Source organism: Bradyrhizobium sp. 154, from assembly GCF_023073875.1.
Lineage (GTDB): Bacteria > Pseudomonadota > Alphaproteobacteria > Rhizobiales > Xanthobacteraceae > Bradyrhizobium.
The window spans coordinates 106813-124429 of record NZ_JADPKG010000053.1 but is presented as its reverse complement, the minus strand read 5'-3'; the positions used below and the strand labels follow the sequence as shown (position 1 = coordinate 124429).

Below are 17617 nucleotides of genomic sequence, written 5' to 3'. Positions count from 1 at the left end.
CATCGCCCCGGAATGACGATGGTGTCAGGCCCCTCGGTTGCCGGAACTGTCTGCCCCCGCTACAACGGCAGCGGAGAGGATCACACCATGTCCGACATGCGCTTGATTGTTGCTGGGGCCGGCGGCCGGATGGGCCGCGCGCTGACGCGGGCGATTGCCGAGAGCAAAGGCGCAGTGCTGGCCGGCGCGCTGGAGGCGCCGGGCTCGGAGCTGCTCGGCAAGGATGCCGGCGTGCTCGCAGGCCTCCCGGCCAACGGCATCAAGCTCTCTGCCGACCTATGGGCGATGTCCAAGGATGCCGACGGCATCCTCGATTTTACCGTGCCGGCCGCGACCATCGCCAATGTCGCGATCGCCGCCGAGCGCGGCCTCGTCCACGTCATCGGCACGACCGGGCTGTCGGGCTCGGATAACGCCGTGATCAAGAGCGTGACCAACCGCGCTGTCGTGGTGCAATCCGGCAATATGAGTCTCGGCGTCAACCTGCTCGCGGCCGTGGTCAAGCGCGTCGCCAAAGCGCTCGACCCGAGTTTTGACATCGAGATCGTCGAGACCCATCATCGCATGAAGGTCGACGCGCCCTCGGGCACGGCACTGATGCTGGGCCAGGCGGCCGCGAGCGGCCGCGGCATACCGCTCGATGAGCACGCCGCGCGCGGCCGGGACGGCCTCACCGGCACGCGCCGCCCGGGCGACATCGGGTTTGCCTCGCTGCGGGGCGGCACCGCGGCCGGCGATCACAGTGTTAGCTTCCTCGGCCCGTTCGAGCGCCTGACGCTGTCGCATCACGCCGAGGACCGCATGCTGTTCGCCCATGGCGCGCTCAAGGCGGCGCTGTGGGCGCATGGCAAGAAGCCGGGGCATTACTCCATGGCCGACGTGCTCGGCCTGTCTGACATCTGAACGAAACGGAAAGCAGTGAATGAGCGAACGTCTTCTCGTGCTCGTACGCCACGGCCAGAGCGAATGGAATCTGAAGAACCTGTTCACAGGCTGGAAGGACCCTGATCTCACCGAGCTAGGCGTGACTGAAGCGAAGGAAGCCGGCCGTAAGCTGAAGGCGCAGGGCCTGGTGTTCGACGTCGCCTACACCTCGGTGCTGACGCGCGCGCAGCACACGCTCGACCTCATCCTCGGTGAACTCGGGCAGGAAGGCCTGCCGACTTCGAAGAACCTCGCGCTGAACGAACGCGACTATGGCGATCTCTCCGGCCTCAACAAGGATGACGCCCGCAAGAAATGGGGCGAGGACCAGGTGCTGATCTGGCGCCGCTCCTACGACGTGCCGCCGCCCGGCGGCGAAAGCCTGAAGGACACCCTCGCGCGGGCGCTGCCGTACTACGTGCAGGAGATTCTGCCCAGCGTGCTCAATGGCAAGCGCACGCTGGTCGCCGCCCACGGCAACTCGCTGCGCGCGCTGATCATGGTGCTGGAAAAGCTTTCACCTGAAGGCATTTTGAAGCGCGAGCTCGCGACCGGCGTGCCGATCATCTACCGCCTCAATGCGGATTCAACCGTGGCGTCGAAACTGGATCTGGCGGGGTAGGCCGCGATCGTGCGAGGTGCGGTGAGACCGCGCCCTCACATTCGGTGTCGTCCCGACCTTGCGCGATTGCCGACCAGGCCGGGATGACAATAGCTACTGCATTCCCAGCCGCCCCGCCTCCCAGCCCAGCATCGCCTGCTTGCGGGTGATGCCCCAGTGGTAGCCGGTGAGCGTGCCGCTCTTGCCGAGGGCGCGGTGGCAGGGCACCACGAACGAGACCGGGTTCTTGCCGACCGCGGCCCCGACGGCGCGCGAGGCCTTCGGGCTGTTGATGTTGCAGGCGATGTCGGAATAGGACACCGCGCGTCCCATCGGAATCTTCAGCAGGGTCTCCCACACCCGCACCTCGAAATCAGTGCCGATCAGGACCACGCGTAGCGGCTGGTCCGGCCGCCACAGCTTCGTGTCGAAGATGCGCTGCGCCAACGGCGCGGTGCCTTCGTGATCTTCCACATAAGTCGCTTTTGGCCAGCGTCGCGTCATGTCGGCGAGCGCGATCTTCTCCTCGCCATGGTCGGCGAAGGCCAGCCCCGACAAGCCGCGGTCGGTCGCGATCACGATCGCGGTGCCGAATGGCGAGGGATGGAAGCCGTAGCGCAGCGTCAATCCCACGCCGCCGTTCTTCCATTCGCCCGGCGACATCGCTTCGTGGGTGACGAAGAGATCGTGCAGGCGGCCGGGGCCTGACAGGCCGGAGTCGAGCGCCGCATCGAGGACGCTCGCAGAATCCCGCAGGAGCCCCTTGGCATGGTCGAGGGTGAGCGCCTGCATGAATGCCTTCGGCGTGATCGAGGCCCAGCGGCGGAACAGATGGTGCAGCTCATCGGGCGTGACGCCGGCCGCATCTGCCATCGCCTCGATGGTCGGCTGCGTCCGCCAGTTTTCGGAGATGAACGCGATCGCCCGGCGCACGGAATCATAGTCGCGCAGCGCGGCGTTCTGGGGGCCCGGCTTGGCCAGGCGCTGGTCATGTATGGCGAGTGTCATCATGACCGAAATGTAGGAGAGGGAAGGGTGCGAAACCACCCGATTTCCGATCTGGAATCAGCTGACCGGGTTGTAGGTCGGGCCGCGCTTGGCGGCGTTCAATGCCTCAAACAAGCCTTTGTAAAAGCTTGCCTTTTCGTCCGGCCCGAGGAAGCGGGCGATCTGGATCTGGTGGCCGCGCGAGATGAGGTAGAGATGCTCGATGCCAAAGTCCTCGTCGATTTCCATGTCGAGCCGGACCCAGAGCGGATTGAACGTCCATTCGGCGACCTGGCCGCGATCGCTGACGCGACGCACGCGCAATTCGGAAGGGGTGACCATGATCTCCTCGCTGGCCCGCGCGGCGCGGAAATTGGCCTTGAAGGCCCACCAGATCACGAGGACGTCGAGCCCGAAGAAGCCGAACACCGGCCAGGCGCCCATCATCAGAAAGGCGAGCCCCGTGACGAAGCTGACCACGCTCAGGAACAGCATCACGGCGAGGAAGCCGGTGCGATTCAGCGAGCGATGTGGCGTCAGCAGCGCGGAGAAGATCTGCACTTCGCGCGGATCTTCAGAAGGCTTGCGCTCAATTTCGTTGCCTGTGCTCATCGTCGCTCAGTATATCCCAATCATGGCGAAAATCACCCGCAAGCCGGTCCCGCGCAAAACTCCCGGGCTGAAGAAAAAGCCAAAGCCGGCCGTTGCGAAGCCGAGGGCTCCCGCGAAGAAATCGCTCAAAGCGACAAAACCCTGGACGCCCGCCGAAATTCACGAGGCCTTCAGCCGTTTCCGCAAGGCCAATCCGGAGCCGAAGGGCGAGCTCGAGCACGTCAACCCGTTCACGCTGCTGGTCGCCGTGGTGCTGTCGGCGCAGGCCACCGACGCCGGCGTGAACAAGGCGACGCGCGCGTTGTTCGAGGTGGCCGACACCCCGCAGAAGATGCTCGATCTCGGCGAGGAGCGCCTACGCGAGTACATCAAGACCATCGGCCTCTATCGCACCAAGGCGAAAAACGTCATTGCGCTGTCGGCAAAGGTGCTCAGCGAATTCGGTGGCGAGGTGCCGCGGACGCGCGCGGGGATCGAGTCGCTGCCCGGCGCGGGACGCAAGACCGCGAATGTCGTGCTCAACATGGCCTTTGGCGAGCACACCATGGCGGTCGACACGCATGTCTTCCGCGTCGGCAACCGCACCGGGCTTGCGCCCGGCAAGACGCCGCTCGAGGTCGAGCTCGGTCTCGAAAAGGTGATCCCCGCCGAGTTCATGCTGCACGCCCATCATTGGCTGATTCTGCACGGCCGCTACACCTGTCTCGCGCGCAAGCCGCGCTGCGAGGTTTGCCTGATCAACGATCTCTGCCGCTGGCCGGAGAAGACGGTCTGAGTGCCGCGCCGGGCGCGTCACCGCATCTGCCGCGCCGGCTCGATCAGTTCGGGCCGCGGACCGGATAGCCGCTTGTGCATGTGGACCATGAAGGCCATGCCGAAGATCGGCGTCGCCAAATTCACGATCGGAATCGAGACGAAGGCGGCGATGAAGAGACCGGCGGTGAAGATGGTTGCGGCGTTGTCGCGCCGCATCGCCTTGGCTTGCTCCGGCGGGCGGAAGCGCATGGCCGCGAGCTCGAAATATTCTCGGCCGAGCAGCCAGGCGGCAGCGAGGAAGAAGATCAGGAAGCCGGCGCCGGCGAAGAGTACCAGCGGCAACGCGATCAGATAAACCACAATCGTCAGCAGCGCGGTCTTGATGCCCTCGAGGATTGCCTGGCCGAATGGCAGCGCAACGCCCGGCCGCTCGGCGGGATAATGCTCACGCTCGACGACGTCGGCGACGTCGTCGACGAACAGGCTCGCCACCAGCGAGGTGATCGCGGGCATCAGGAAGACGCCGCCGAACACGACGCCGAGGCCCGCTGCGATCGAGACGATCCACGAGAGGACTTCAAGCGAGGAATGCCAGCCGGGCCCGAGCAGGCCCTCCAGCCAGACCTCGCCAGAGGTCGCAAACCAGCTGAGGAGCCGCTGCAGGCCGATCGCCAGGATGGTGATCAGCACCAGCGCAAGCCCGATCGATCGCCACAGGATCGAGCGCATCGGCGGCGAGATCATTTGCGACAACGCCTTCACGGCGGCATCCAGCATGGGGACCCTCTGAAATAAGCAACACGCGAGAGGTAGACACCCAATGTGGCATCGGCAAGGGCGGCTTCATTCTTACCTTCTCCCCTTGTGGGAGAAGGTGGCGCGAAGCGCCGGATGAGGGGTTGTTTCGCATTCAAATGAGAGTTGGATGTGCGGAGACATACCCCTCACCCGTCTCACCGCTCCGCGGTGAGCCACCCTCTCCCGCAAGGGGAGAGGGGTCGGCACCGCGTGTGCGGCTAGTTGCTACTCATGCCGATGGCCCTGCCTGTGCTTGCGCGCCTTTACGTGCTTGGCTTCGCCGGTCGGGATCATCACCACGCGACCGTAGCGCACGCCGCGTTCGGCGATGATGTGATCGGCGAAATGCTTGACCTCGGAGGCGGCGCCGCGCAGCGCCGTCATCTCCATGCAATTGTCGTCGTCGAGATGGACGTGCAGGGTCGCCAGCGCGAGGTCGTGATGGCCATGGAATTCCTGCACCAAGCGTTTTGAGAGATCTCGGGCGGCGTGGTCATAGACGTAGACGAGCCCCGCGACGCAGGAGCCGGTCTGCGTGGTATCCTCGCTGCTCTTCTGCAGGCCGGCGCGGGCGAGATCGCGGATGATCTCGCTGCGGTTCTGGTAACCGCGCGCTTCCGCCGCCGCGTCGATCTCCGCCAGCAGATCATCCTCGATCGTGATCGTAATTCGCTGCATCAGATATCTCTCCTCGCGTGTCGCTTGGCCTGTCCGGGCTACCTATATCTTGCCTGGCCGCGCAAGCGATTCACAACCTGGTCGCACGCAGCCGTAGCGCATTCCCGACCACGCTCACCGAGGACAGCGCCATCGCCGCCGCAGCGATGATCGGCGAGAGCAGCAGGCCGAACGCCGGATAGAGGATGCCGGCTGCGATCGGGATGCCCGCGGCGTTGTAGATGAAGGCGAAGAACAGGTTCTGGCGGATGTTGCTCATCGTCGCCTGCGACAGTCTTCGCGCGCGCACGATGCCGACGAGATCGCCCTTGAGCAGGGTCACGCCAGCGCTCTCCATTGCCACATCGGTGCCGGTGCCCATTGCGATGCCGACTTCGGCGGCCGCCAGCGCTGGCGCGTCGTTGACGCCGTCGCCGGCCATCGCGACGCTGCGGCCGGCCTTTTGCAGCTTGGCGACCACCGCGCTCTTCTGGTCCGGCAGCACCTCGGCCTCGACCTCGGCGATGCCGAGCCGGCGCGCCACCGCTTGCGCCGTGGTGCGGTTGTCGCCGGTCAGCATGATGACCTTGATGCCTTCGGCCGCGAGTGCCTTCAGCGCCTCCGGGGTCGACGCCTTGACCGGATCGGCGATCGCGAACAGGCCGGCGAGCCGGCCGTCCACGGCCATGTTGATCACCGTCGCACCGTCGCCGCGCAGCCGCTCGGCTTCGGCGTCGAGCAGCTTGGTGTCGATTCCGATCGACGACAAATATCTGGCATTGCCGAGCACGATGCTCTTGCCCTCGACCTTGCCGGTCGCGCCCTTGCCGGTCGGCGAGTCAAAATGCTCGACTTGCTCAAGAGTGAGCTGCTTCTCCTTTGTCGCGCGCACGATCGCGTCGGCCAGGGGATGCTCGCTGGCACGCTCGACGCTGGCGGCGAGGCGAAGGACGTCATTCTCGGCAAAGCCGGCAGCCGGCACGATCGCCACCACCTTGGGCTTGCCCTCGGTCAGCGTGCCGGTCTTGTCGACCACCAGCGTGTCGATCTTCTCCATTCGCTCCAGCGCCTCGGCGTTCTTGATCAGCACGCCTCCTTGTGCACCGCGGCCCACACCGACCATGATCGACATCGGAGTCGCAAGCCCGAGCGCACAGGGGCAGGCGATGATCAGCACGCTGACGGCTGCGACGAGACCGAAGGCGAGACGCGGCTCTGGTCCAAACCAAGCCCAGGCAGCGAAGGCCGCGAGCGCGACAACGATCACGGCCGGCACGAACCAGCCGGCGACCTGGTCGGCCAAGCGCTGGATCGGCGCGCGCGAGCGCTGTGCGTCGGCGACCATCTGCACGATCTGCGACAGCAGCGTCTCGCGCCCGACCTTGTCGGCACGCATGATGAAGCTGCCGGACTGATTCAGCGTGCCGGCGATCACCTTGGCTCCGCTCTCCTTGGTGACCGGCATGGATTCGCCCGTGACGAGTGATTCGTCGAGCGAAGAGCGGCCTTCGAGAAGGATGCCGTCGACCGGCACCTTCTCGCCGGGGCGGACGCGCAGACGGTCGCCAGCATGCAGCGTATCGATCTCGACCTCGTGCTCGCTGCCATCAGGCTCGACGCGTCGTGCGGTCTTCGGCGCGAGCTGGAGCAGCGCCTTGATCGCGCCCGAGGTCGCATCACGTGCGCGCAGCTCCAGCACCTGGCCGAGCAGCACCAGCACCGTGATCACGGCAGCTGCCTCGAAATAAACGGCGACCGCACCCTCATGGCCACGGAAGGTATCAGGGAATATTTGCGGCGCGACGGTGCCGAGGACGCTGTAGACATAGGCCACCCCTGTGCCCATCGCGATCAGCGTGAACATGTTGAGGTTGCGCGTCCGCAGCGACTGCCAGCCGCGGACGAAGAATGGCCAGCCGGCCCACAGCACCACCGGCGTGGCGAAGAAGAGCTGGAGCCAGTTCGACAATGTCGGATCGATCCAGCTGTGCGGGCCGGCGAGGTGGCCGCCCATCTCCAGCACCACGGCCGGCAGTGCCAGCGCCCCGCCGATCCAGAACCGCCGTGTCATGTCGGCGAGCTCGGGATTGGGACCGGCCTCCAGACTCGCGACTTCCGGCTCCAAGGCCATGCCGCAGATCGGGCAGCTACCGGGGCCGACTTGGCGGATCTCGGGGTGCATCGGGCAGGTGTAGATCGTGCCCGCGGGCATCTCGGGCTCGGGCGCCTTGTCCTTGGCGAGGTACTTGGCGGGATCGGTGGCGAACTTGGTGTGGCAGCCGGCCGAGCAGAAATGGAACGTCTCGCCGTGATGTGTGAGGTGGTGCTTCGAGGTCGTGGGATCGACCGTCATGCCGCAGACGGGATCGAGGACCTTCGTCGCGACACCGCCATGGTCATGCCCGTGATGATGATCGGCGTGGCCGGCATGATCGCCGTGGCCGCCGCAGCAGGAGGATGCCGGCTTTGCGGCCGGCGCGGCTTTCCTGGAACAGCCGCATCCGGCATGTGTTTCCTGCTTGTGATGGTCCCCGTGGTCGGCGTCGTTCATGGCGAGGCTCCGCCCTTGCAATTGATACCCTAGGGGGGTATATAGGCCCCATGCGCATGGACATCAAGACATCTGTCGGAAAACGTCTCGGCCGGATCGAGGGTCAGGTTCGCGGCCTCTCGAAAATGGTGGAGGAAGATCGCTACTGCATCGACATCGTCACGCAAATCTCGGCGGTGCGCGCCGCGCTGCGCCGGGTCGAGGAGGAGATCCTGAAGGATCACGTCGCCCATTGCGTCGAGCACGCCATCGCCAGTGGCGACAAGGCCGATCAGCGCGAGAAGATCGCGGAGCTGATGGCAGTGATCGGACGGGCGGAGCGGTAGGTTCCTACTTTCGCGATTGCAAGCCAACGGTCCGCGCGAAGCGCGGCCCGATGACAGGCTCCGCGAAGCAATCCAGAATCTCACCGCGGCGGCAGTCTGGATTGCTTCGCTGCGCTCGCAATGACTGTAGAATGACTTTGCAAAGGGACGCGCGAGATACGCCCCAGCGTCGTCCTGGCGAAAGCCAGGACCCATACCGCGGAATCTCTCGGCTGCGCGCGGTAATCGTACCCAACGCGGAGCCTTCGTCAAACTGCACTCTGGGGTAACGGGTCCTGGCTTTCGCCAGGACGACAGCGGGGAGGCGGTCTACGCCACCCTCTCCCTTGCCCGTCCCCGCCGCCGCGGGCGGTACATCGCCAATCTCTTTAGCAGCGGGAAATGCTCCGACATTCGTTCGGCCATCTCGGCAGGTTGCTTGCTCACTTCTTCAGCCGAAATTTCAGCCGGCGTCGCTTCGTCAGACGCCTCAGGAACGAGCGGCGGCGCACGGAGCGTTTCTGGAAACACACTGAATGTGCCCGCCACCTCCTCGAGCGGCTTCTGCTTGTCGGCCCAGTGCAAGGCTGTGTAGTCGAAGCCGTGCACGATGGTGGGTTTCACGACTTCGAAATAGGGCGAGATGTCGAAGTCGCGGGGCATGTAGAGCGAGGAATCGCGGATGTGCAGAATTTCGCGGCGAGCGGCGCGGCTGCCGGCCTTGGTGATCTTCGGCAGGATCGGGTAGCGCACGGCGTCGAACGCCTGCGCGATCAGCGCCGAGCAGATGATCTTGGTGGGATCGCCCGATCCCAGCGCGATCATGCGCCGCCGCCAGCGCTGTGGTATCGGCAGCGGGAACAGGAAGCGCATGAGGTCGACGATGTTTTTGGTGTCGTAGCCGAAGCCGATGCGGTTGATCGCATAACGGCAGACGGTGGTACGGTCCTCATAGGACAGCCCGACCGGGCGGCAGAGGCGGGTGTGATAGGGAAAATATTTCGACAAAGGCGCAGAGGTGACGCCCTCGCCGATATTGGCCTCGATCAGCACATGCGGCTCGCCGTCAGCCTCCTCCGCGCCCTCGATCGGACCGACATAGAGCGCAGCGTGCGACCAGGTCGACTGCGTCAGATATTTGATGATACCGGAGATGCGGTTGTTGCCTTCGACCAGCAGCACGTCGCCAGGCTCGATGACGCCGCGCAGGTGCTCCGGGTCGCTCGGCGTGAACGGCTCGTAGCCCGGCACCTCCTTCGAGAGGTACGCGGCAATCAGCTTGCCGACCGAGTCCAGGACCGTCCCCATCTCAAACTCCCCCCAGGGCCTTTTCCGGCCGTCTTTTTCCCTTCTCTATCATGGTCCAAACGTGTTGCAATTCGGTTCATCACTCTGTGAGATCAAGTACGATTGATTCACCATGATGGTTGCTGCGCAACATCAGATACGGCAAGGTTCGCGGGCTGTTCCCATACGTCGCAAGTCCCCGGAAACCATGACATGACTATCACGCGCCGCGGCTTCCTTTCGGCGTCGGCGGGCCTTGCCGCGATGCCTGTGCTGCGCGCGACCGCCGCGACCCCGCCGCGGGAGGCCGATGTCGTCGTGATTGGCGCGGGGGCTGCGGGGATTGCCGCAGCGCGGCGCATCATGGCCGCCAACCGCAGGGTTGTGGTGGTGGAAGCGGCGGCCCAGATCGGCGGCCGTTGCATCACGGATAGCACGATTTTCGGCACGCCGTTCGACCGCGGCGCGCGCTGGATGCACAATCCCGACACCAATCCGATGATCCGGCTGGCGCGCAGCGCCGGGCTCGACGTGCTGCCGGCGCCATCGGGCCAGAAAATGCGCATCGGCCGCCGCAATGCGCGCGCCGGCGAAACCGAGGAGTTCCTGGCCGCGCTGGTCCGCACCAACCGTGCCATCGACGACGCCGCGCGCGGCAAGCTGGACACCTCTTGCGCCTCCGTGCTGCCGAAGGATCTCGGCGACTGGGCTGGCGCGACCGAGTTCATGCTGGGCGCGGGCTTCGCGGGCAAGGATCTGAAGGAGCTTTCGGCCATCGACAAGGCCCGCGCGCAGGACCGCAATGGCGCGATCGCCTGCCGCCAGGGTCTGGGGACGCTGATCGCGAAACTCGGCGAGCAGGCGCCGGTGGTGCTGTCGACGCCGGTGAGCCGGATCGTCTGGAGCAATCGCGATGTCGGAGTGGAGACCCCAAGCGGCAAGATCGCGGCCCGCTCCGCCATCATCACCGTCTCGACCAACGTACTGACCTCTGGCGCGATCAAGTTCGGACCCGACATTCCGAAACGCACGCTGGACGCGGCATCGAAGCTCACCCTCGGCAGCTACGATCGCATCGTGCTGCAACTGCCGGGCAACCCGCTCGGACTGTCGCGCGACGACACCCTGATCGAGCAGAGCAATTCGACGCGTACGGCGCTGTTGTTCGCCAATATCGGCGGCTCCGTGCTGTGCTCAATCGACGTCGGCGGCTCGTTCGGCCGCGATCTCTCCGGACAGGGCGAGCAGGCGATGACGGCTTTCGCGAAGGAGTGGATCACCAAACTGTTCGGCAGCGAAGCTGCGGCCGCCGTGCAGAAGACCAGCGCGACGCGCTGGAATGCCTCGCCTTATGTCATGGGCGCGATGTCGGCGGCCGCGCCCGGCGGTCACCTCTCGCGAAAGGTTTTGACGGAGCCGATCGGCAACATGTTCCTTGCCGGCGAAGCCACGCATGAGACGCTGTGGGGCACCGTCGACGGCGCCTGGGAAAGCGGCGAACGCGCCGCGGACGCCGCGCTGCGCAAGATCGGCGCGCTCAAAGACGAGCCGGCGGATGTCCCGACGCAGTCGACCAAGAAGCGACGCGTGCCGCGGCAGTGAGGCAATCAGTCCCCAAACACTCCGCTGTCGTCCCTGCGAACGCAGGGACCCACAAACCACAGGGAGAGCTTGGCGAAGACCAGCAGATAAAAGATCTTCGTCGGGGCGGTCACTCGTGCCTAATCGATAGATCACGCGGTATGGTTCCCCTGCATTCGCAGGGGACGACAGCATTGGTTTACCGCAATATCCCATCCAGCACCGGCAGCCCGGCAATCACCGCCAGCGCGATCAACGCGTAGCAGATGCCGCGAAACACCTTCTCACTCGCGCGGCCGAACAGTGATGCACCGAACGCGACGCCGATCGCATAGACCGGGCCGACGATCAGCGAAAGCGCGAGCGACTCGCGCGAGATCAGGCCCGTGCTCGCGTAACTCACCATCGAGAAGAAATCCGACGCGCCGAAGAACAGCACGATGTTGGCGCGCGCGACGATCGGCGCAATCGGACGGCCGAGCCAATACCCGACGATCGGTGGACCGCCGGTCTGCGCCAGCCCGCTACAGAAGCCGGAAAGGCCGCCGATGCCGACCGAGAGCCAGGTGTGGTCCTTGCCGCGATAGCGCCAGCCCGACAGCAGCAGGAGCAGCAGCGCGGCGACGAAGCAGGAGATGATCCAGCGCGTGGTGACGGGCTCGAGTACGCTGAGGAAATAGGTCCCAAGGGGCACGCCGATCAGCGCGCCCAGCACGATCACGGCCGTGGCCTTGCAGTCCGCCTTGCGCCAGGCGTCGGGCAGGAGCGGCGCGGCCGCGACGAAATCGATCACGAGCAGCAAGGCAGCCACGAGCCGCGGCGCAGCGATGCTGCTCGCCAGCGGCATGAAGATCAGCGCCGAACCGAACCCGGAGAAGCCGCGGGCGGTGCCCGAAACGAACGCGACAGCGCAGAGCGCCATCGCAATGGTGAGGCTGACGTCCTTCGGCAGAAAGTCCGTCAGGCTCATCCGCGAAGAGTGCCGCCGGTCTTCTTCGTCACCTCGGCCACGACCTTCGCGGCCACAGCCTCGATCTCCTGGTCAGTCAGCGTCTTCTCGCGCGGCTGGATCGTGACCGCGATCGCGATCGACTTCTTGCCGTCATCGATGCCCTTGCCCTCGTAGACGTCGAAGACGCTGACCCCCGTGATCAGCTTCTTGTCGACGCCTTGCGCCGCGCGCACGATGTCGCCGGCCTTGACTGTGCGATCGACGATAAAGGCGAAGTCGCGCATAACAGGCTGGAACGCCGACAGCTCGATCGCAGGCTTGGCGCGGGTCGGCTTCTTCTTCGCCTCCGGAATGCGGTCGAGGATCACCTCGAACACGATCAGCGGGCCGTCGGCCCCGAGCGCCTCGAGCGCGCGCGGGTGCATCTCGCCGAAATAGCCAAGCACGTTCTGCGGACCGATCTGGATCGTGCCCGAACGCCCCGGATGCAGCCAGCCGGGGCCACCGGCGACGATCTGAAGCGCCTGCATCGGCGCGCCGGCAGCGGCGAGCACCGCCAGCGCATCGGCTTTGGCGTCGAACACATCAGCCTGCGCCGAGCCGGACCAGTGCCGGCCGAGACCTTCCGAGGACGCAAAGCCGCGGCGTACGCCGCTCGCCGCCATGAACTGATCTTGCGGGCGGTCTCCCCTGAACAGCTGCCCGACCTCGAACAGCGCGACGTCGCCAAAGCCGCGATCGGCATTGGCCTGCGCCGCCGCGAGCAGGCCCGCGAGTAGCGTCGGGCGCATGTCGGAAAGGTCGGATGCGATCGGGTTCGCCACCTCGAGCTCGCGCTGGCCGCCGCCGAACAATTTTGCCGCGGGTTTTGCGATAAACGACCACGTCACGGCCTCGACCATGCCGCGGCTCGCCAGCGCGCGCCGCGCGCGCCGGGTGCGCAGCTGAAGCGGGGTCAGCACAGGCTTGCGTGCGTCTTCGCCGCGCTCGAACGGCGTCATCGGCACTTTGTCGACACCGAAGATGCGCACGATCTCTTCGACGATGTCGGCCTTGCCGTGCACGTCGGTGCGCCAGGAGGGGACTGCGACCTTCACCACCGGGCCTGGGCCCGCCATCATGAAGCCGAGATGGGACAGGATGCGCTTCATCTCCGGCTGGGGCACCTCGATGCCGGACAGACGCTTGACTTCGGTGACCGGGAAATCGATCACGCGGTCGTCGCCGAAGGCCTTGCCGACCACGGCGGTCTCGGACGGCGTGCCGCCGCACAACTCCATCACCAGCTTGGTCGCGAGCTCGAGCCCCGGCACCATGAAGGCCGGATCGACGCCACGCTCGAAGCGGTAGCGCGCATCCGAATTCACACCGAGCTTGCGGCCGGTCTGGGCGATGTTGATCTCGTTCCACAGCGCCGATTCGATCAGAACGTCGGTGGTGTTCTCGTCGCAGCCCGAGGCCTCGCCGCCCATGATGCCGGCAAGCGATTCGACGCCGTGCTCATCCGCGATCACGCAGATATTGGGATCGAGATTGTAGGTGCGGCCGTCGAGCGCCAGCAGGCTCTCGCCCTCGCGGGCGCGCCGTACGACGAGATTGCCGCTCACTTTCTTGGCGTCGAACACATGTAGCGGCCGTGCGCGATCGAACGTCATGAAATTGGTGATATCGACCAGCGCGTTGATCGGGCGCAGCCCGATCGCGGTCAGCCGCTTCTGGAGCCATTCCGGCGACGGGCCGTTCTTGACGTCGCGCACGAGGCGCAGCGCGAAGCCCGGGCACAGCGTGGCGTCTTCGACCGTCACTTTCACCGGGCAGGGGAATTCGCCCTTGATCGGCTTGATCGTGGGGTCCTTGAACTTGCCCATGTCGGCAGCGGCAAGATCGCGCGCGATTCCGTGCACGCCTGTGCAGTCCTGCCGGTTCGGGGTCAGGTTGATCTCGATCACGGGATCGCCAAGCGCGGCCCATTCGGCGTAGCCGGCGCCGATCGGCGCGTCCGCAGGCAATTCCATGATGCCGTCATGGTCGTTGGATATCTGCAGCTCGGCCGCCGAGCACAGCATGCCGCGGCTCTCGACGCCGCGGATGGTGCCGACCCCGAGCGTGATGTCCTTGCCGGGAATGTAGGTGCCGGGCGGCGAGAACACGCTGACGAGCCCGGCCCGCGCATTCGGCGCGCCGCACACGACCTGCACCGGCGCGCCACCGTCACCGGTGTCGACCATGCAGACCCGCAGGCGATCCGCATTCGGATGCTGCTCGGCCGAGATCACCTTCGCAATGGTGAAGGGCTTCAGCGCCTTCGCCTTGTCCTCGATGTTCTCGACCTCGAGCCCGATCATGGTGAGCTTGTCGGCGAGCCTTTCCAGGGGCTCGTCGGTGTCGAGATGATCCTTCAGCCAGGAGAGGGTGAATTTCATGGCTGTGTGCCTCGGTTCTTGTCGGTGTTTACGAATTGATCTTGGTCGGTGCCAGTGTTCCCTCCCCCCTTGTGGGGGAGGGGCAGGGAGGGGGTAAGCCGCGCGCTCTGACGGAAGCTGCCTGGCGGATTGCCTCGACAACTCCCTCAAGGTTTGACATCACCTGCTCATTCGTGAAACGCAGAACCTGAAATCCTTCCGCGACGAAGAACGCATCACGACGCTGATCTGCCTTCTGCCGTTCCTCGAAATTGTGAGATTCTCCATCGAGCTCGATAATTAGCTTCGATGAGAAGCACACGAAATCGGCGATGTAACTCCCGATCGGTGTCTGACGTCGGACGCCCAGGCCATCCATGCGATTAGCTTTCAGATATCGCCATAGCAGTGTCTCAGCGCGCGTCATCGTGCGGCGAAGTTGCTTCGCTCGGCTGCGCTGACGGTCGCTCACCACTGTGTGCGGCATCTGCGGCTACCCCCCTCCCTGACCCTCCCCCACAAGGGGGGAGGGAACGGAAAGGGTCTTTGTGGAATTGCTCCCAGCGCTGACCATCACGAGCTCAGCCCCCCAGCCAGCGTCGGTACCTCCAGCGGCTTGAAGCCGTAATGGGACAGCCAGCGGACGTCGCTGTCGAACAGCTGGCGCAGATCGGCGATGCCGTATTTCAGCATGGCAATGCGGTCGATGCCCATGCCCCAGGCAAAGCCCTGGTACTCGTCGGGATCGATGCCGCAGGCGCGCAGCACGTTCGGATGCACCATGCCGCAGCCGAGAATCTCCAGCCAGTCCTCGCCCTCGCCGAAGCGGATCTCGCCCTTGTCGCGACGGCACTGGATGTCGACTTCAAGCGAGGGCTCGGTGAACGGGAAGAACGAGGGACGGAAGCGCATGTTGATGTGGTCGACCTCGAAGAACGCCTTGCAGAACTCGTGCAGGATCCATTTGAGGTGGCCGAGATGCGAGTGCTTGTCGATGACGAGGCCTTCGACCTGGTGGAATTGCGGCGTGTGGGTCGCGTCCGAATCGATGCGGTAAGTGCGACCCGGGCAGATCACGCGAATGGGCGGCTTCTGGCTCAGCATGGTGCGCACCTGCACCGGCGAGGTGTGGGTCCGCAGCAGCATGCGCGAGCCGTCTTCCTTCGGATGAAAGAAGAAGGTGTCGTGCATCTCGCGCGCGGGATGGCCTTCCGGAAAATTCAGCTTGGTGAAGTTGTAATCATCCGTCTCGATATCGGGGCCTTCGGCGACCGAGAATCCCATGTCGGCGAAGATCGTGGTCAACTCGTCCCAGACCTGGCTCAGCGGGTGGATTCGGCCGGCCTCGGCCGCGGCATCGCGCAAGGGCAGCGTGACATCGATGGTCTCGGCGGCCAGCCGGGCATCGAGCGCCGCCGACTTCAAGACGTCGCGCTTTGCTGCGAGCGCCTCGGTGACCTTGTCCTTGGCCTGGTTGATCGCGGCGCCTTGCGTCTTGCGCTCGTCCGGCGACATCTTGCCGAGCGTTGCGAGCAGTGCGGAGATCGAGCCCTTCTTGCCAAGGGCTGCGACACGCACGGCTTCGAGCGCCGCCTCGTCCGCCGCGGCGGTGATGTCGGTGATGATCTGGGCTTCGAGCTGGGCAAGATCGGTCATGGCAATCCCTTTTGGCCAGGATGCTGAGCCGATGATCCTAGCCCGTCACACCCGGCGCGCTGCCGGGCATCCACGTCTGAGAAGTATGCTTGCGCAAGAGATGACGGCCGGGGCAGTAAGGCGGCAAGACGCGCCTCTGCCCGGGCCATCACAAGCTGAACGCTGTGCAGAGCACAGTGGAGGACGGCTACGCCGCCAGCGCGGCGTCGGCCCTGTTACGCCGCAAGCGCGGCCTTGGCCTTCTCGGCGATCGCCTGGAACGAGGCGGGCTCGTTGATCGCGAGATCCGACAGCACCTTGCGGTCCACGGTGACGCCAGATTTGGCGAGGCCGTCGATAAATCGGCTGTAGGTCAGGCCGAACGGACGGACTGCGGCGTTGAGGCGCTGGATCCAGAGCGCGCGGAATGTCCGCTTTTTGCGCTTGCGGTCACGGAAGGCATATTGCATGGCCTTCTCGACCGCCGGCTTGGCGGCGCGGATGGTGTTCTTGCGGCGGCCATAGAAGCCCTTGGCGGCCTTGTAGACTTTCTTGTGCTTGGCGTGGGCGGTCACACCGCGTTTGACGCGAGACATGACAAAAATCCTTCAGAGATGACTTCGGTTTCGGATCGCCGCGCGAACGCGGCGCGAGGTGGCAGTGATCGTGGACGCGATCAGGCGTTCGGCAAGAAGTACTTCTTGACGTTGTCGCCGTCGGTCTTGAACAGCACGCGGGTGCCGCGCAGCTGACGGATCTGCTTCTTCGTCCGCTTGATCATGCCGTGACGCTTGCCGCGCTGGGCGTGCATCACTTTGCCGGTGGCAGTCACCTTGAAGCGCTTTTTAGCGCCCGATTTGGTCTTCAGCTTGGGCATTTGGCTCTCCTATGGCCGCAACAGAAATCCGCCCGTGAAGGCGGCTGGCCGTCTAAAATGCTCGTTAGAGCGTTGATTGTGCTCAGGTTTTGCGAACGAGCGCGAAACCCGCACGAAACACCGCCACGGCAGCCCTTAATCAGCCGGGCGATGAAGGCTGGGCTTATGACAGAGCGGGAGCCAAATGGCAACGATGAACCGCCGGAACCTAGCCGCCGACTATTTGGGGTTGCTACCCCCAATGTCCACGCCTCATGTCCGGAGCAGGACCCAATGGCCCATTTCCCGCGATCGATTTCCTCTTTCTCCAGCTTTGCGCGCCCGCGCCGCCTGGGGCTGCTCGCCGTGCTGGCCGCTGCCATGGCGCCTTCAACTGCCGATGCCCGGGTCAGCGGCTATGACGGCATCTGGAATGTCACCTTCGCCACCACACGGGGCAATTGCAGCTCCGGCTACAGCGTCCCCTTCACCATCACCGGCAGCCGGGTGTCGTCCGCCGGCGGCGGCCGGGTGTCCGGCAAAGTCAATCGCGGCGGCGCTGTGGCGGTCCAGGTCTGGGTCGGCGCCACCCACGCCAGCGGCGGCGGCCGGCTCGCCGGCATGAACGGCGCCGGCTCGTGGAACGGCATCATTTCCGGCGACCGCTGTAGCGGCACCTGGCAGGCGACGAGAACCTGACAAACAAAACGGCC

The 17617-nt window shown here is 65.1% G+C and carries 18 protein-coding genes; 6 read left to right on the top strand and 12 right to left on the bottom strand.

All coding sequences use genetic code 11. From position 1 onward, the window contains the following. The first annotated feature begins 87 nt into the window (after positions 1–87). Both dapB and IVA92_RS14395 read left to right on the top strand, forming a co-directional pair. Complete coding sequence (gene dapB, locus IVA92_RS14400) at positions 88–903, top strand: 4-hydroxy-tetrahydrodipicolinate reductase (protein ID WP_247276565.1); 816 nt, start codon at positions 88–90, stop codon at positions 901–903. A gap of 19 nt (positions 904–922) precedes the next feature. Then, positions 923–1546 (top strand): 2,3-bisphosphoglycerate-dependent phosphoglycerate mutase, encoded by a 624-nt coding sequence (locus IVA92_RS14395; protein ID WP_247276564.1) that lies wholly within the window; start codon positions 923–925, stop codon positions 1544–1546. 93 nt (positions 1547–1639) lie between these two features. Here the strand turns inward: IVA92_RS14395 and IVA92_RS14390 are convergent, their stop codons facing one another. Then, positions 1640–2536 carry a bifunctional helix-turn-helix domain-containing protein/methylated-DNA--[protein]-cysteine S-methyltransferase gene (locus tag IVA92_RS14390; protein WP_247276563.1) on the bottom strand — a complete coding sequence of 299 codons (897 nt, stop codon included), beginning with the start codon at positions 2534–2536 and terminating at the stop codon, positions 1640–1642. Positions 2537–2590: 54 nt separating this feature from the next. Beyond that, entirely contained in the window at positions 2591–3124 is a 534-nt protein-coding gene (locus IVA92_RS14385; protein ID WP_247276562.1) for a DUF2244 domain-containing protein, read from the bottom strand. A gap of 22 nt (positions 3125–3146) precedes the next feature. Between IVA92_RS14385 and nth the strand changes: the two genes are divergently transcribed. After that, positions 3147–3899, top strand: coding sequence for an endonuclease III (gene nth, locus IVA92_RS14380; protein ID WP_247276561.1), 753 nt, complete (start codon positions 3147–3149; stop codon positions 3897–3899). Positions 3900–3916: 17 nt separating this feature from the next. On the opposite strand, the gene IVA92_RS14375 is transcribed toward nth, so the two are convergent. The 3 genes from IVA92_RS14375 to IVA92_RS14365 form a co-directional block, all read right to left on the bottom strand. Continuing rightward, the gene (locus tag IVA92_RS14375; RefSeq protein WP_247276560.1) at positions 3917–4657 is read right to left on the bottom strand and encodes a sulfate transporter family protein; all 741 of its coding nucleotides are present in this window, start codon (positions 4655–4657) and stop codon (positions 3917–3919) included. Between the two features lie 246 nt (positions 4658–4903). After that, complete coding sequence (nikR, locus tag IVA92_RS14370) at positions 4904–5356, bottom strand: nickel-responsive transcriptional regulator NikR (RefSeq protein ID WP_247276559.1); 453 nt, start codon at positions 5354–5356, stop codon at positions 4904–4906. A gap of 70 nt (positions 5357–5426) precedes the next feature. Then, positions 5427–7886 (bottom strand): heavy metal translocating P-type ATPase, encoded by a 2460-nt coding sequence (locus IVA92_RS14365; RefSeq protein WP_247276558.1) that lies wholly within the window; start codon positions 7884–7886, stop codon positions 5427–5429. Positions 7887–7936: 50 nt separating this feature from the next. Between IVA92_RS14365 and IVA92_RS14360 the strand changes: the two genes are divergently transcribed. After that, a complete protein-coding gene (locus IVA92_RS14360) occupies positions 7937–8212 on the top strand; it encodes a metal-sensitive transcriptional regulator (RefSeq protein WP_247276557.1) in 276 nt (91 codons plus the stop codon). A gap of 309 nt (positions 8213–8521) precedes the next feature. Here the strand turns inward: IVA92_RS14360 and IVA92_RS14355 are convergent, their stop codons facing one another. After that, positions 8522–9499: a YiiX/YebB-like N1pC/P60 family cysteine hydrolase gene (locus tag IVA92_RS14355; RefSeq protein ID WP_247276556.1), complete on the bottom strand. Its 978-nt coding sequence runs from the start codon at positions 9497–9499 to the stop codon at positions 8522–8524. Between the two features lie 192 nt (positions 9500–9691). Between IVA92_RS14355 and IVA92_RS14350 the strand changes: the two genes are divergently transcribed. Then, positions 9692–11080: an NAD(P)/FAD-dependent oxidoreductase gene (locus IVA92_RS14350; RefSeq protein ID WP_247276555.1), complete on the top strand. Its 1389-nt coding sequence runs from the start codon at positions 9692–9694 to the stop codon at positions 11078–11080. Between the two features lie 178 nt (positions 11081–11258). Here the strand turns inward: IVA92_RS14350 and IVA92_RS14345 are convergent, their stop codons facing one another. From IVA92_RS14345 to rpmI, 6 genes are all read right to left on the bottom strand, one after another. Then, entirely contained in the window at positions 11259–12029 is a 771-nt protein-coding gene (locus tag IVA92_RS14345; protein WP_247276554.1) for a sulfite exporter TauE/SafE family protein, read from the bottom strand. Then, the gene (gene pheT, locus IVA92_RS14340; protein ID WP_247276553.1) at positions 12026–14434 is read right to left on the bottom strand and encodes a phenylalanine--tRNA ligase subunit beta; all 2409 of its coding nucleotides are present in this window, start codon (positions 14432–14434) and stop codon (positions 12026–12028) included. The genes IVA92_RS14345 and pheT overlap by 4 nt, the downstream gene beginning before the upstream one ends. Positions 14435–14462: 28 nt before the next feature. Further along, positions 14463–14900: an endonuclease domain-containing protein gene (locus IVA92_RS14335; RefSeq protein ID WP_247276552.1), complete on the bottom strand. Its 438-nt coding sequence runs from the start codon at positions 14898–14900 to the stop codon at positions 14463–14465. 86 nt (positions 14901–14986) lie between these two features. Beyond that, on the bottom strand, positions 14987–16069 hold the full coding sequence (gene pheS, locus IVA92_RS14330; RefSeq protein WP_247276551.1) for a phenylalanine--tRNA ligase subunit alpha: 1083 nt from the start codon (positions 16067–16069) through the stop codon (positions 14987–14989). Between the two features lie 215 nt (positions 16070–16284). Then, a complete protein-coding gene (rplT, locus tag IVA92_RS14325; RefSeq protein ID WP_247276550.1) occupies positions 16285–16644 on the bottom strand; it encodes a 50S ribosomal protein L20 in 360 nt (119 codons plus the stop codon). A gap of 80 nt (positions 16645–16724) precedes the next feature. Next, entirely contained in the window at positions 16725–16925 is a 201-nt protein-coding gene (gene rpmI, locus IVA92_RS14320; RefSeq protein ID WP_008539890.1) for a 50S ribosomal protein L35, read from the bottom strand. Positions 16926–17198: 273 nt separating this feature from the next. Between rpmI and IVA92_RS14315 the strand changes: the two genes are divergently transcribed. Then, on the top strand, positions 17199–17603 hold the full coding sequence (locus IVA92_RS14315; protein WP_247276549.1) for a hypothetical protein: 405 nt from the start codon (positions 17199–17201) through the stop codon (positions 17601–17603). The last annotated feature ends 14 nt before the right edge of the window (positions 17604–17617 follow it).